The 14382-nt window shown below is 33.1% G+C and carries 9 protein-coding genes; all 9 read left to right on the top strand.

Features of this window, described 5'->3' with window-relative positions; translation table 11 throughout:
* The first annotated feature begins 727 nt into the window (after positions 1 to 727).
* Complete coding sequence (locus tag Q4Q35_RS16115) at positions 728 to 2434, top strand: GMC oxidoreductase (protein WP_437439755.1); 1707 nt, start codon at positions 728 to 730, stop codon at positions 2432 to 2434.
* Between the two features lie 2 nt (positions 2435 to 2436).
* Complete coding sequence (locus Q4Q35_RS16110; protein WP_303279039.1) at positions 2437 to 3000, top strand: gluconate 2-dehydrogenase subunit 3 family protein; 564 nt, start codon at positions 2437 to 2439, stop codon at positions 2998 to 3000.
* Between the two features lie 187 nt (positions 3001 to 3187).
* Positions 3188 to 4408: an ROK family transcriptional regulator gene (locus tag Q4Q35_RS16105; RefSeq protein ID WP_303279038.1), complete on the top strand. Its 1221-nt coding sequence runs from the start codon at positions 3188 to 3190 to the stop codon at positions 4406 to 4408.
* Positions 4409 to 4486: 78 nt separating this feature from the next.
* Entirely contained in the window at positions 4487 to 6337 is a 1851-nt protein-coding gene (locus Q4Q35_RS16100; protein WP_303279037.1) for an arylsulfatase, read from the top strand.
* A gap of 40 nt (positions 6338 to 6377) precedes the next feature.
* Positions 6378 to 7775 (top strand): sulfatase family protein, encoded by a 1398-nt coding sequence (locus Q4Q35_RS16095; protein ID WP_303279036.1) that lies wholly within the window; start codon positions 6378 to 6380, stop codon positions 7773 to 7775.
* Positions 7776 to 7920: 145 nt separating this feature from the next.
* Positions 7921 to 10962: a M64 family metallopeptidase gene (locus Q4Q35_RS16090; RefSeq protein WP_303279035.1), complete on the top strand. Its 3042-nt coding sequence runs from the start codon at positions 7921 to 7923 to the stop codon at positions 10960 to 10962.
* An 18-nt stretch (positions 10963 to 10980) separates the two neighbouring features.
* Positions 10981 to 11718, top strand: coding sequence for a 3-keto-disaccharide hydrolase (locus tag Q4Q35_RS16085; protein ID WP_303279034.1), 738 nt, complete (start codon positions 10981 to 10983; stop codon positions 11716 to 11718).
* A 61-nt stretch (positions 11719 to 11779) separates the two neighbouring features.
* Positions 11780 to 13342 carry a sulfatase family protein gene (locus tag Q4Q35_RS16080; protein WP_303279033.1) on the top strand — a complete coding sequence of 521 codons (1563 nt, stop codon included), beginning with the start codon at positions 11780 to 11782 and terminating at the stop codon, positions 13340 to 13342.
* 32 nt (positions 13343 to 13374) lie between these two features.
* On the top strand, positions 13375 to 14187 hold the full coding sequence (locus Q4Q35_RS16075; protein WP_303279032.1) for a sialate O-acetylesterase: 813 nt from the start codon (positions 13375 to 13377) through the stop codon (positions 14185 to 14187).
* Positions 14188 to 14382 lie beyond the last annotated feature (195 nt).

Below are 14382 nucleotides of genomic sequence, written 5' to 3'. Positions count from 1 at the left end.
ATTTATTTTTTCCTTGAAAAACCACCTGCTATGCAGGTGGTCATGTTCTTAAGGCTATGCCTATATTTGTATTATAAACAAATATAAGAAACTTAGTCATGTTGTCTATAAATGTGATTATCATATAATAAAAGATAACCTTGACAGTCATTGGCGAAAACCTTGTGTTTGGACGAACAATGCAAATAAATGTCCAATGTCTTTTTATTAACATCTATCCCTAAGACTTCTCTAAATTTCATGTTTTTACTTTTAGATTAAACAAAAATGTTGCGTTAACATTGATTTTTATCTTAGGCTAAACTAAAGGTATTCTAAGAGAAAGAATTAATGAGACAGAGCCGCAATTTGTGCAAGTACAATTATTTTTTTCTTACCCATCTAGATATTTTAGAGTTGTTGCGGAATATTGGATTATAGAGATATTTAAAAAAAAGAGAACTAAAAAACCTTGTGAACTATATAATTCGAAAGGTTTTATGTGCTTAAATCTTTATAAAAACAGAATTCACAACTAATCTCGGCTAACAAACCTTTCGGTACTTAAAAAGTAAGAAGAGTAATAGCAAATCAACCTAATTATTTTTAGACCCAATAACTTTTTAAAGAGAAGGTGTTTTTATTATAAAAAAACATCCTTATTAAAGTAATATTTCTTTAGATTTGTTTTTAAATAAGTATTACAAAGTTAGTTTTGCTTGTTTAGTATTTAACTATAAATATTGAAATGATTGTTAGCAGTTTAAACAAAAAATATGATGCCATAGTTATTGGAACTGGAATTTCCGGAGGATGGGCAGCTAAAGAATTATGTGAAAAAGGATTAAAAACACTGGTTTTAGAACGGGGTAGAATGGTTAAACATGTAGAGGACTATCCAACCGCTAATAAGGATATTTGGGAGTTTGAGTATAGAGGAAAAGCCAGTAACAATGAAATACAACGGCAAAAAAAACAAAACAGAACAGGTTTTGTTACTTCAAAAATCACAAAGCACTGGTTTGTAGACGACTTGAAGCATCCATATAACGAAACCAAGCGTTTTGATTGGATTAGGGGATATCATTTAGGAGGTAAGTCTATAACATGGGGAAGACAAGCTTTGAGAATGAGTGATTTAGACTTTGAGGCTAATAAAAAAGAAGGCGTTGGTGTTGATTGGCCAATTCGATATGCAGATATTGCAGATTGGTATACAAAAGTTGAAAAATTCATAGGAGTTTGCGGTGAAAACTTAGGGTTGTCACATTTGCCAGATGGTTATTTTTCTCCTCCTATGGAATTAAACCCGGTAGAAAAATATTTTCGTAGTGAAATTTCTAAACATTATAAAAACCGTTATTTAACAATTGGTAGGTTTGCTAATTTAACTGGAGATGCGAATCATTTGGGGAGAGCAAATTGTATAAACAGAAATAGATGTATGAGAGGGTGTCCTTTAGGGGCTTATTTTAGCAGTAATTCTTCTACTTTACCAGCAGCAGAGAGAACAGGGAATATGACCTTAAGGACAAATTCAATAGTCTATGAAATAGTATATGATGATTACAGTAAAAAAGCAACAGGGGTTAAAATAATAGATGCAATAACAAAGGAAAAGGTCGAATATTCAGCAAATGTAATTTTTTGTTGTGCCTCGGCAATTGCTACCACCAGTATTTTATTACAGTCAAAATCAGACAGGTTCCCTAACGGACTAGGGAATGATAGCGGTGAATTAGGACATAACCTAATGGATCATCATTTCAGGGTTGGAGCAACAGGAACAACTAATAAGTTTAAAGATAAAGACTATATAGGGAACAGGCCTGCAAGCTTCCATATTCCAAGATTTAGAAATCTGGAAGAAAACAATAAGTCTAAATTTTTAAGAGGCTATTCGTTTCAGGGAAGTGCTAGTAGGACAGATTGGAGAAGAGCAATTAAAGAGCTGAGTTATGGAGGAGCTATTAAAGACGATCTTTTAAAGCAGGGGTCTTGGCGGGTAGGAATGACAGGTTTTGGTGAGTGCTTGCCATATCACGAAAATAAAATGACCCTTGACTATAAAAACACAGATGAATGGGGCTTGCCTACGATTACTTTTGATGCAGATTTCAAAGAAAATGAAATACAAATGAGAAAGGATATAAAGCAAGAAGCTATAAAGATGTTAACGTTGGCAGGTTTTGAGAATGTAAAAGGTTATGATGATGTAGCGTCATTTTATCCAGGGCATGCCATTCATGAAATGGGTACAGCTCGTATGGGGCACGATCCAAAAACATCTGTGTTGAATAAATACAATCAAATTCATGCTGTGCCAAATGTTTATGTTACAGATGGTGCCTGTATGACATCATCCGGAAATCAAAACCCATCATTAACATATATGGCTTTAACAGCGAGGGCTGTTGATCATGCAGTTAATCAAATGAAGTCTAAAACAATATAGTTATGGACAGAAGAATAGCAATTAAAAATATACTAGCAACACTCGGATTAACCGTGTCTACATCAACAATAATAGGCTTTCTTGAATCTTGTTCTGATAATAAGGTTGCTGAGGTTTCCGTTTTTTTTGATAAAACAGAAATATACTTAATTGATTGTTTGGTGGATGTCTTTTTGCCAAGAACATCAATAGTAGGGGGTAAAGATTTAAACCTTACCCAATTTGTAGATAAAATGTGTGCTAATGTTTTAACAATTCAAAAGCAAAAAGAAATTAAACTGGGTTTGAATGAATTTTTAAAGAAATTTGAGCAAAAATTTAACAAAGAAGCTTCCGAAGTTTCAGTTGATACATGTGAAATTTTGTTAGATATTTGTTTAAATATTTCGAAAGAAAAAGAAGTAGAAGTGTTTAAGCTTTTAGAGTCAGATTATAGTAGTTTGTCTAAGCACTCGAAGAGTAAATGTTTGCTTTATAGGTTCTTAACTACTGTGCGTGAATTTAGTTTTTTAGGATATTTTACATCAGAAATCATAATAAAAACAGAAAAAAGCTTACTTTCATAGCGGAAAAATAGTTGTAAAATAATTTTTCTGTTTATGTATTAAATGAAAATATAATATCTCAATAAATAATAGTTAAATATGTGTTTTTAATATAATTAATAAAACTATCATTAGTCAATTTATAATTTTTAAAATTGTGTTGCTTTATGAAAGTTATTTTAATATATTTAAAAAGTAATAATGGATTATGAGAAAAGAATATGATAAGATGGATATTGGGCTTTTACATCTTGAAAATAAAAAAGTTATTTTAAAGCTTATAAAGCATGAAAATGAAATTAGCCGATCTGCCATAGCCAAGAAATCCGGATTAACACCACCAACCATTACAAGAATAGTAAATGATTTAATTCTTAATGATAAACTGGTCGAAAGACTAGGATTAGGTGATTCAAGCGGTGGGAGGCCTCCGTTAATCGTTAAGTTTAAAAACACAAGCAATCATGTTATAGGTATCGATTTAGGAGCTACTTACATAAGAGGCTGTTTGGTTGATTTAAACGCCAATTTTATTTCAGAGATACAAGTACCAACCGAACTGGAAAAAGGCTTTGAAAGTATTGTTGAAAAAATAGTGGCAATTGTAGCTAAGCTTCGAAAAAGAAAAGGACCTGATGAGAAAATTTGGGGTATAGGTATAGGCGTTGCGGGTCTTGTGAATAGTGAAACAGGAATTATTGAATCTTCACCCGATTTTGGTTGGTCGAACATAGATTTAAGAAAAGAGTTAGATAAACGATTGGATTTACCGTTTTTCTATGACAATTCAACACGTTTAATGGCTTTGGGTGAATTGAAAATGGGAATACGTGAAAATCAGAAAAATTTTGTGGTTATAAATATTGGCTATGGAATTGCATCAGGTATTGTAGCAGAAGGTAATTTGTTAAAAGGATATAATGGGTTTGCTGGAGAATTTGGTCATATTTCTGTCGATCCCGATAGCGATGTTCAATGTAAATGTGGTATGTATGGATGTTTAGAAGCTTTGGCGTCTGGACACAGAATTGCATCATTAGGAATTCAGGAATTAGAAAATAACAGGTCAGAAATGTTAAAAGAACTGTCGGGAGGAAATAAAGACTTGATTACGGCAGAGCTTGTAGCCAATGCAGCATTAAAAGGAGATAAAACATCTCTTGAAATTTTTGATAAAATTGCTGAGTATTTGTGTAAAGGTATTGGTGTTATAGCTAATTTATTAAATCCGGAAACAGTTTATATTGGAGGAGGAATTTCTTTAAATGAAGGTTTATTGTTTAAATTAATAGAAGAAAAGAAGAAGAAATATTTGCTCCAGTCAAACTTAAAAGTGCAAATTTTACCAGCAACACATGGTGATCAAGCGACATCCATAGGTGCAGTTGCATTAATTTTAAATAAAATCATGAATTTAGAATTAAGATAATTTTCTAAGTAAAAGGTTAGCTTAACCTCAAGTATCCTATCAATGTAATATTGGTTTAATTAAATTTATTAATAGCAAATGAAAAAGACAAACCTTAAAGTAATAGTGGCTTTATGTTTTGTCTTTTTTAGTTGTAAGGAAGAACATAAAACAACTGTATCAAATGTAGATACCAAGAAGCCTAATGTCATTATTATTATGACTGACGATCAAGGGTACGGAGACCTTAGTTGTCACGGAAACCCGTATGTAAAAACACCAATAATAGATGAGTTTTACAGAAAGAGTATTCGTTTTACAGACTTTCATGTAGATCCATCATGTTCACCTACCAGATCTGCTTTACTAACAGGAAATTATTCTGCCCGTGCAGGTGTTTGGCATACTATAGGAGGTCGATCTTTATTAAAAGAAGGCATGGTAACCATGCCAGAACTATTTAAGGATAATGGTTACGAAACAGCAGTATTTGGAAAATGGCACTTAGGGGAAAATTATCCCTTTCGGCCCATAGATCGCGGTTTTAAAGAAGCTATTGTACATGGTGGTGGCGGTATTGGGCAGAACCCCGACTATTGGGGGAATAATTATGATGACGATACTTATAAACATAAAGGAGTATTTAAAAAGTACGATGGGTATTGCAATACAGTATGGTTTGGTGAAGCAATAAATTATATCAAAAAAAACAAAGACAAACCATTTTTTTGTTACATATCTACAAATTTACCACATGCACCACTTTTAGTAGATGAAAAGTATATAGAGCCTTATAAAAAACAGGTTTCTGGGCGTCTAGCTAGCTATTATGGAATGATAAGTAAGATTGATGAAGATATAGGAGTTTTGTTTAAAGAAGTTAAGAATATGGGATTAGAGGAAAATACCATTGTCATTTTTATGACGGATAATGGGCCTTGTCCATGGTTTGGGGGTATCGTTATTGATTTTGAAACAGGTTTAGTTAAAGAAGGGTATAGTAGTGGTATGCGAGGAGGTAAAATATGGGGATATGAAAATGCGCAACATGTACCGTTTTTTATTCGTTGGCCTAAGGGTAATATAAAAGGAGGTAAAGATATAGATGTACTAACAGCACACATTGATGTTATGCCAACCTTAATTGATTTATGCAAGTTAAATATTGATGACACACTTAAAATAGATGGCAGAAATTTAACGCCGCTTCTAGATGGATCAAATAAAGAATGGTTGGATGACAGGACGTTGTTTATACATAACCAACGTGTTGAATACCCTGTAAAAGATAAAGAATATCAAGTTTTAACAGAGCAATGGCGACTTGTTAAAAGGGAAACAGACGAATTGTATAATATAAAAACCGATCCAGAACAAAAAACAAATGTCGTTAAACAACATCCAAATATCGTTAAGGATTTATATCATAGGTATGAGAACTGGTGGGAAGATGTTTCTGTAGATTTTGATAAATATGCCAAAATATATATTGGAACACCATACGAAAACCCAGTAAGCCTATATGCTCACGATGCCCATACTCGCAATGGAAAAAAAATATGGGTCGTTAATGTGGCACGAGATGGAAAATATGAAGTGAATTTGAATCGTTGGCCTCAGGAATCGGAAAAAAGGATAGTAGAAAACAGGCGTGGTGACCAAGAAGTAGACATTGAAAATGTTCATTTAAATGTTGGGAATATTTACAAAACAGCTACCGTAACTAATGATATGAAAACAGTAAAGTTTGAGCTTAATCTAAAAGCAGGTACGACATGTTTTGAAACCTATTTTAAATTAAAAGGAAGTAGCAAAACCTTTAGTACAGAATGTATATATGTAAATTATATAGGAAAAGGAGAAGAACCAAAAATAAAAGATTATGTAGCATCTGTACCCGACAGGCTGTTAAAAGACAATTATAAACAAAAAGTGATACTCTTTGATTAATATATTTTCAATAAATACTCAGGTTTAAATAAATAAAATTATGAAAAATATAATAGTTTTTTTTCTATTGGCAGGACTTGTATTAGCGTGTAAAAATAAAAGCTATCAAGAAAAGGAGATTAAAGAAAAAGAAAGACCAAATATAATTTTTATTCTCACAGACGATCAACGATGGGATGCTTTAGGGTATGCAGGTAATACCATAATTAAAACTCCCAATATGGATGAACTTGCCAGTACCGGTCTGTATTTTAAAAACGCTTTCGTAACAACACCCATATGTACAGCAAGTAGAGCTACCATATTTACAGGGTTATACGAAAGAACACATGACTTTAATTTCGGAAAGCCAAGTTTAAATAATGGCTATATGTATAAAAGTTATCCATATTTACTAAAAAAATCAGGTTATAGAACAGGTATGATAGGTAAATTTGGAGTAAAAGTGAATAAAGGCATTGAAGATTCTTTATTTGATACTTGTATAAAAACACGTTGGCCATATTTAATAGAAGAAGATGGAAAAGAAGTACATCTTGCAGATATTCATGGAAATCATGCTATAGACTTTATAAAATCTGATAATGATAAACCCTTTTGTCTATCACTATCATTTTGGTCTCCCCATGCAGACGATAGTGCCGAGGAGCAATACTTTTGGCCTAAATATGTAGACAGTCTTTATGTTGACGATGAAATTCCTACCCCCCTTACTGCAGATCCAGCTTTTTTTGATGCCTTGCCCGAATTTATGAAGCAAACTATGAACAGGAAAAGATGGTATTGGCGTTATGATACACCCGACAAATACCAAAAAATGGTGAAAGGATATTATAGGATGATTAGTACGGTAGACAGTGTTATAGGAAGAATAAGAAAGACATTAAAAGAAGAAGGCTTAGCAGATAACACAGTAATTATTTTTATGGGTGATAATGGTTATTATATTGGAGAAAGAGGGTTTTCTGGCAAATGGTTAATGCACGAACAATCGCTACGTGTGCCGTTAGTAATTTATGACCCAAGAGAGTCTGAACCATCAAAGGCGAAAACTTTTGATGAGATGGTGCTAAATCTTGATATCGCACCAACTATATTGGAATATGCAGGGATAGACATCCCAAAAGTTTATCAAGGAGAAAGTCTTGCAACTTTTTATAATAAAGATATTGAAGATTGGCGTCAGTCAGCTTTTTTCGAACATCAAAGAGAAGGCGTTTCTTTATTGCCAAAGACAGAGTGTTTTAGAGATGAAACATGGAAATACATAAGGTACGAAGCTAATCCAGAATATGTAGAATTATATAATCATAAAGAAGATTTTTATGAAACGAATAACCTGGCATTAGATAAAAAGTATGCAGATAAAATAGTATCCTATGCTCATAAATGTGATTCGGTGATAAATAAACTAATGACGCAAAGAATTATAGAATAATAGTAATTTGTAAATATACTATACTACATAGATAATTTTGTATTCTATAAAAGCCTTTTAAAACGTATTTTTATCAACTGTTTTTGTCCTAAAAATTAGGAATTATCAATATTAAGAAAGTGTTTTAATACAAAATATTAATACAATGAGTAAGCGGTTTGTAGTATGTTTTCTATTTCTGGGAATAGTGTCTTTAATGTTTTCTCAAAATCGAAAATATCCCAAAAAAATATGGAGTGAAAAGGAGATTGATGCATTAATTGAAAAATCTGAGTTAATACCTATTCAAATAACAGGGGATAAGGATAACAGAATCAATGTGGTTATTATGAACCAATGGACATCATCTGAGAGTGAGCCTTATAATTCACCGGCTATGAGAGATGAATTTATTAAAGATATCAATAATTCATTAGTAGCAGCTTTAACTTATGGAGATGAGCGAGCAAAAACAGCCTATGCAAACTATAAAGAGTTTTTTAATGTATACGGACTATGGGTTCCAGATGTTCCAGAATGGAAAAAAGGTATAGATGTTCAAGCAGTAGATGCAATTCGCGATAAGTTGTTTTTACCTTGGAAAGATGAACACAAAGGATGGGTTACTTTTTTAGTGATGCCTAATAGAGATAAAGGAGGCGGTGGAGCTGCCAGAAACCTGGAAAAAAGATATGGAACAGCTGTTATAGCAGGTAATGGAATAGGGAAAATGCTACATGAAATCTCACATACATGTATGAGCCTTGGCGATGAATACACAGCAGTAGCCACTGGGACAAGTGCGTTTCCTACATATGCTTCCGATATTGAGCATGAACGCGATAAAATAAAATGGAAAAAGTGGATAGAACCAACAACACCACTACCAACACCATACGAACAAGAATATTTAGACAAAGTGGGTGCTTTTGAAGGAAATCAATACCATTTAATTAATTATTTCCGGCCAACAGCACAAGGTTGTATTATGGGGGCAGGGGTGTTTGATAATACCGAAGAAATGTGCCCAGTATGCGACCAGCGAGTGTCTATGAGAGTATACGATTTGGTAAACCCTATTAATCATATAAGTCCTAGCAATACTTCGATTAATATAGATGGAAAGACCAAATTACATTTTGCAGTAGATCATATTACACCACAACCAAATACGCAGGTAGTTAGATGGATTTTAAATGGAAAAATAATAGCAACCAATATAGACGAAATAGATGTTGAATTTGGAGCGATATCCCAATATAAATTAACTTGTTCCATTACAGATGAAACAAGTTATATAAGACCCGATCCACCGTATGCCAAGTTTCCTAAATTTGAAGTTACTTGGAATATTTCAAATACATCACCGACATCTAATGCTAAAAAGTTGGTAGTAACATTAGACGCAAAACAAAAAGATAAAAAATCAGAGACGTCTAATACAATTAAACCAACTATTACAGGAGGGAAGCCTCCCTATAATTATATGTGGTCTACCGGGGGTACCGATGACATATTGAAAGATGCCGGGGTAGGTATATACGATTTAACAGTGATTGATAGTGAATATAGAAAAGCAAAAGCCCATTATACGATCTATAAGAGTCGTTTAGAAAAAAATAAGACCACTAAAGCTAAGAAAAAAGATGAAGCAATAGAAATTATAACAACTATTAAAGCTTCAGAAATTAAGAAGAATAATGGAGCAGTAGCGTTGCAATTTACAGGAGGAACTCCACCTTACCATGTACAATGGAAAAATGCTAAATTTAACTATGGAGCTAATCAAATTTACGAAGCCGAAAATGCTACATTCGAAATATCAGATTATGAAATAAAAACCATTCTAAGTGCCAGTAATAATTCATTTGTACATTTTAAAAATCAAGAAGGCAAAGTTTCATGGAATGTTGAGGTAGCAAACAGCGGAATATATCCGGTAGAAGTTATTTATGGAGGTATTTTAATGAAAGGTTCTTATGCACAAATTTCAATCAATGAGGTGCTGGAAAACGAATCTATGCGCTTTAATCAAACACGTCCCTTATATACGGGTTGGGATTCATCAGTCATTAATGTTTATTTAAAAGAAGGTTATAACAAGATAACACTAGTTTCTAACGGTCAGTCATTACCCAATATAGATTACATTAGAGTACCCTCAACAGTTAAGACAGTGCCAGTTAGTAAAAAAGAAAGGATAAACCTATCGCCAGATAATTATAGTTTTGTGGTTACTGATGCTAATAAAAATGTGAGACAGGGTATGGTTGCCATTCCAGAAGTTTATCCATTTGAAATAAACAATATAGAATTAGATACAGTTGATGCACAGACATTGAAAATAGTAAACCCCTTAAAAGATTATATTTACAAATGGTATACAGAAGATGCTAATGCCTATAAAGGAGAAGCCTATGAATTCCCAATACATACCGGTAATACATTTTCTCCTAAAACTAAAGGTAATTACTATGTATCTGCAAAAAATAATTTAACAAAAGCAGAGAGTGTAAATAGAATTGGTTTTGCGGTAGGTGACATTGCAGATAAAAGAAAAGTTGCCATAAACCCATTAGAATTAGAAAGAGAAAGTATGCTCCTTTGGTTTGATGCCAGCGACATAAATGGAGATAGAAAAACAGATGTGATTGCGCCCGAAAGAGGCCCAGTTAAAACATGGAAAGATAAATCGCGTAACACGCCCAATAGCATATTTGTTAAGTACGAACCTAATAAAATAAATGGTAAAGGAGTTGCGGCTTTAGATCATGTATGGGTGTCTGTGATGAAAGAAAAGGTTGTAGATTATCAAACCATCATATTAGTTTATAAAGAAAGCTCTATGTCTTTTCCCGGAGCAAGTCCATATAGAGCGTTGAACGGTATTATAGGAAAAAGCAAGGACTCTAAAAAAGCGATTTTTGATGAAGATACAATTGATGAAAAAACCAAAAATGGCAAGGTGTATCTTAATGGTAAGAAAATAGATCCTTTTACAACAGCTAACCCTATGGATTATTGTATTCTTACTGTAGAATTAGAATCGAAATCCAATATACCTTTCAGTAGAGTAGAGGGTTTATGGGAAGCATCTGTAGCCGAAATGATATTTATAAATAGAGCACTTACAAATTGGGAAAGAAAAGGAATTGAAGAGTATCTTCGACGAAAATGGCTTTCTTCAGTTGACCTAAAATTCGAATAAACTTTTAATAAAAATCTAATGAAAAATTTAATCAAAAACCGTAATTTTTTAATTCTATTAATCATAAGCTGTATTTTTCTAATGGGATGTAATACAAATACCGCTCAAGACAATGTTTTAACTAAACAGGAAAAAGAAGACGGCTGGAAATTATTATTTGATGGAAAAACAACTAATGGTTGGAGAGGTTATAAAACTAATGATATGCCTGTAGCCTGGAAAGTAGAAGAAGGAACTTTAATGACTATTGGAGCTGGAGGCGATATAATGGGAGATATTATAACAACCGATAAATATGATAATTTTGATCTTAAGTTAGAATGGAAATTAGCACCAGAAGGAAACAGTGGGATATTATATCACATAGTTGAAGCTCCGGAGTTGGAGGCTACGTATTTTTCGGGTCCTGAATACCAAATTATTGATGATTTGGGGTTTCCAGGCGGGGTAACACCGTACAATTCAACAGGAGCAGATTATGCCATGACACCAGCAGATTCTACTCAAAAAAATCTAAACCCAATTAATACTTGGAATAGTTCGAGAATAGTCTTTAATAAAGGTAAAGTAACCCATTACCTTAACGGAAAAAAGATTGTAGAGTTTACAGCTTGGAATGATGAATGGGACTCTAAAGTCGCAAAAGGTAAATGGAAGAACTTTCCAGCTTATGGAAAATCAAAAACAGGATTTATTGGATTGCAAGACCATGGGAGTAAAATATGGTTCAAAAATATTAAGATTAAAGAGTTGTAGAAAAAGTCTTTAACCCGCATTTCTGTTTGCGTACTTAGTAACTAACATTCACCTTTTTATAATGAATAAAAAAAGACTATTTTCCATATACATCGCAGTATTGTTTGCAGGTTTCTTTACGTCATGTAAGCAGCCTGAGAAAGAAAAGAAAGCACAGCAACCCAATATAATTTATATCATGACGGATGATCATGGTTACCAAGCCATGAGCTGTTACAATGGTAAGTTGAACCAAACACCTAATATCGATAGAATAGCAAACGAAGGTGTCAAGTTTACAAGAAGCTTTGTAACCAATTCTATCTGTTCACCAAGTAGAGCAGTTATGCTTACAGGTAAGTTTTCACATCTTAATGGACAGCGTAACAATGGAGAGCAATTTGATGGAAGCCAACCAACCTTTCCTAAGATGTTGCGACAAGTAGGCTACCAAACAGCTATGATAGGGAAATGGCATTTGGGGAGCGACCCTACAGGTTTTGATTATTGGAATATTTTACCAGGACAGGGAGATTACTATAATCCAGATTTTATTGAAATGGGGCAGAAATCAAGAAAAGAAGGATATGTTACTAGTTTGATTACTGATTATAGTTTAGACTGGTTGAAAAAGAGAGATACAACAAAACCTTTTGCACTTTTAATGCATCATAAAGCACCTCATAGATGTTGGATGCCCGATATAAAATATTTAGATAAATACAATGATGTAAAGTTTCCAATTCCTGATAGTTTTTATGATGACTATGAGGGGCGTACAGCAGCTGCAAGTCAAAGAATGCACATGAAAGACTTTTGCCCTGTAAATGATTTAAAGATGCTTGATAAAGAAGGCGAGATAGAAGGGCCTTTGCGAAAATACTTTGAGAATCAAATGAATCGTATGAATCCGGAGCAAAGAGCTGCCTGGGACAAAGCATACAAAAAAGAAATAGATGCCTATAAAGAGGCTAAGCTTACAGGAAAAGAATTATTAGAATGGAGTTATCAACGTTATTTAGAAGATTATTTAAGATGTATAGCCTCTGTAGATGATAGTGTAGGGGAGGTTTTAGATTATTTAGAAGAAAATGGGCTGGCAGAAAACACCTTAGTAGTTTATACATCAGATCAAGGCTTCTATTTAGGGGAACATGGTTGGTTCGACAAACGTTTTATATATGAAGAGTCATTTCGTACACCTTTAGTAATGAAGTTGCCGTCTAAAATTAAAAAAGGAACTGTTAATAAATTAGTACAAAATATAGATTATGCACCTACTATTTTAGAATTAGCTGGTGCTAAGATTCCTCAAGATATGCAAGGAAAATCATTACTGCCTTTATTAAAAGAAGAAAAGGGTAGTGCATGGCGAGATGCTTTGTATTATCATTATTATGAATATCCCGGACCTCATGATGTTAAAAGACACTACGGTGTTAGAACAGATAAACATAAATTGGTTCACTTTTATAATAATATAGACCAGTGGGAACTATACGATTTGGAAGAAGACCCAGGTGAAATCAATAATTTATATGGAAAAAAGGGGTATGGAGGGATTACTCAAACCATGTATGCACAATTGTTGGAATTACAAAAAAAATATAATGATACCACAGTTGTAGATGTTAGGTTGAACTAAACAAATATAATTCTGTTACTAGAGTTTTAAGTATGAAAATTAAAAAGCAATGGCTTATATTCCTAGTACTTGTTTGCGTAACAAGTACAGGTATCTCGCAAATCGAAATTTCCAGACCGGTAAAAATATTTCTATTAGGAGGTCAATCTAATATGGATGGTTGTGGTTTGTCTGAAGAGCTTCCGCTGGAATACCAAACACACCCTGAAAATATTATAACTTGGGATAATAAAAAAGAAAAATGGGTGGTTTTAGGAACCGATTCTTTTGCCGAAAGAAGAAAATATAAATTCGGACCAGAAATAGCTTTCACCCATTTACTTTCAAAAAAAAATCCTAACCACACAATTGCAGTAGTAAAAACATCAGGAGGTGGCACTAAGCTATGGAAACATTGGCTGCCAGAGCAACCTATGTATTCCAGATTGCTTAAAAATTTAGATCGTGCAGTTAAAAATTTAAAAGAAAAAGGCATTGCTTATGAGATTTGTGGTATGCTATGGATGCAAGGAGAATCTGATGCAGAAACTATAGAATGGGCTAGTGCTTATGAAAAGAATTTGAAATTACTTTTTGCAGATGTGAGGAAACAAACAAAAAAAGAAGATTTACCAATTGTTATGGGGCGGATTTCCAAGTCTCTTTTAAAAAAAACACCTTGGAATTTTGATTTTACAGAGGTTGTTCAAGAAGCTCAAGATAAAGTAGCAAAAGCAGATAAAAATGTGTTTATAATAAATACAAACAAGCTAAAAACATTAAAAGATAATACTCATTTTAATAGTGAAGCACAAATATGGCTTGGAAAAAAAATGGGAAAATTAATGCTGCGAATTACTAAGTAACATGTAATTGTCTTTTTTGAATTAATACGCATCAAATACATTTAGACCTTAATATAACGTGAATCTTGGATAAGAATTAATGCAAGATTTATTAGCAAAAAAGGCTGATTTTGAGTAAATTAAAGTGTCAAATTTTAGTTTAACCTCAAAAAACAACCTTTATGCTTAGAGATAAAATTACAGAATTCTTCGTAG

The organism is Flavivirga aquimarina (assembly GCF_030540835.1).
In the GTDB taxonomy this organism is placed as follows: Bacteria; Bacteroidota; Bacteroidia; order Flavobacteriales; family Flavobacteriaceae; genus Flavivirga; species Flavivirga aquimarina.
The sequence above is the reverse complement of the archived record's forward strand: the minus strand, read 5'-3'. Positions and strand labels throughout refer to the sequence as shown.

What these genes read in the sequence shown, in the direction of transcription:
- Q4Q35_RS16110 (WP_303279039.1), top strand. Translation starts at nt 2,437, where the DNA reads ATGGACAGAAGAATAGCAATTAAAAATATACTAGCAACACTCGGATTA.
- Q4Q35_RS16100 (WP_303279037.1), top strand. Translation starts at nt 4,487, where the DNA reads ATGAAAAAGACAAACCTTAAAGTAATAGTGGCTTTATGTTTTGTCTTT.
- Q4Q35_RS16075 (WP_303279032.1), top strand. Translation starts at nt 13,375, where the DNA reads ATGAAAATTAAAAAGCAATGGCTTATATTCCTAGTACTTGTTTGCGTA.
- Q4Q35_RS16105 (WP_303279038.1), top strand. Translation starts at nt 3,188, where the DNA reads ATGAGAAAAGAATATGATAAGATGGATATTGGGCTTTTACATCTTGAA.
- Q4Q35_RS16115 (WP_437439755.1), top strand. Translation starts at nt 728, where the DNA reads ATGATTGTTAGCAGTTTAAACAAAAAATATGATGCCATAGTTATTGGA.
- Q4Q35_RS16085 (WP_303279034.1), top strand. Translation starts at nt 10,981, where the DNA reads ATGAAAAATTTAATCAAAAACCGTAATTTTTTAATTCTATTAATCATA.
- Q4Q35_RS16090 (WP_303279035.1), top strand. Translation starts at nt 7,921, where the DNA reads ATGAGTAAGCGGTTTGTAGTATGTTTTCTATTTCTGGGAATAGTGTCT.
- Q4Q35_RS16080 (WP_303279033.1), top strand. Translation starts at nt 11,780, where the DNA reads ATGAATAAAAAAAGACTATTTTCCATATACATCGCAGTATTGTTTGCA.
- Q4Q35_RS16095 (WP_303279036.1), top strand. Translation starts at nt 6,378, where the DNA reads ATGAAAAATATAATAGTTTTTTTTCTATTGGCAGGACTTGTATTAGCG.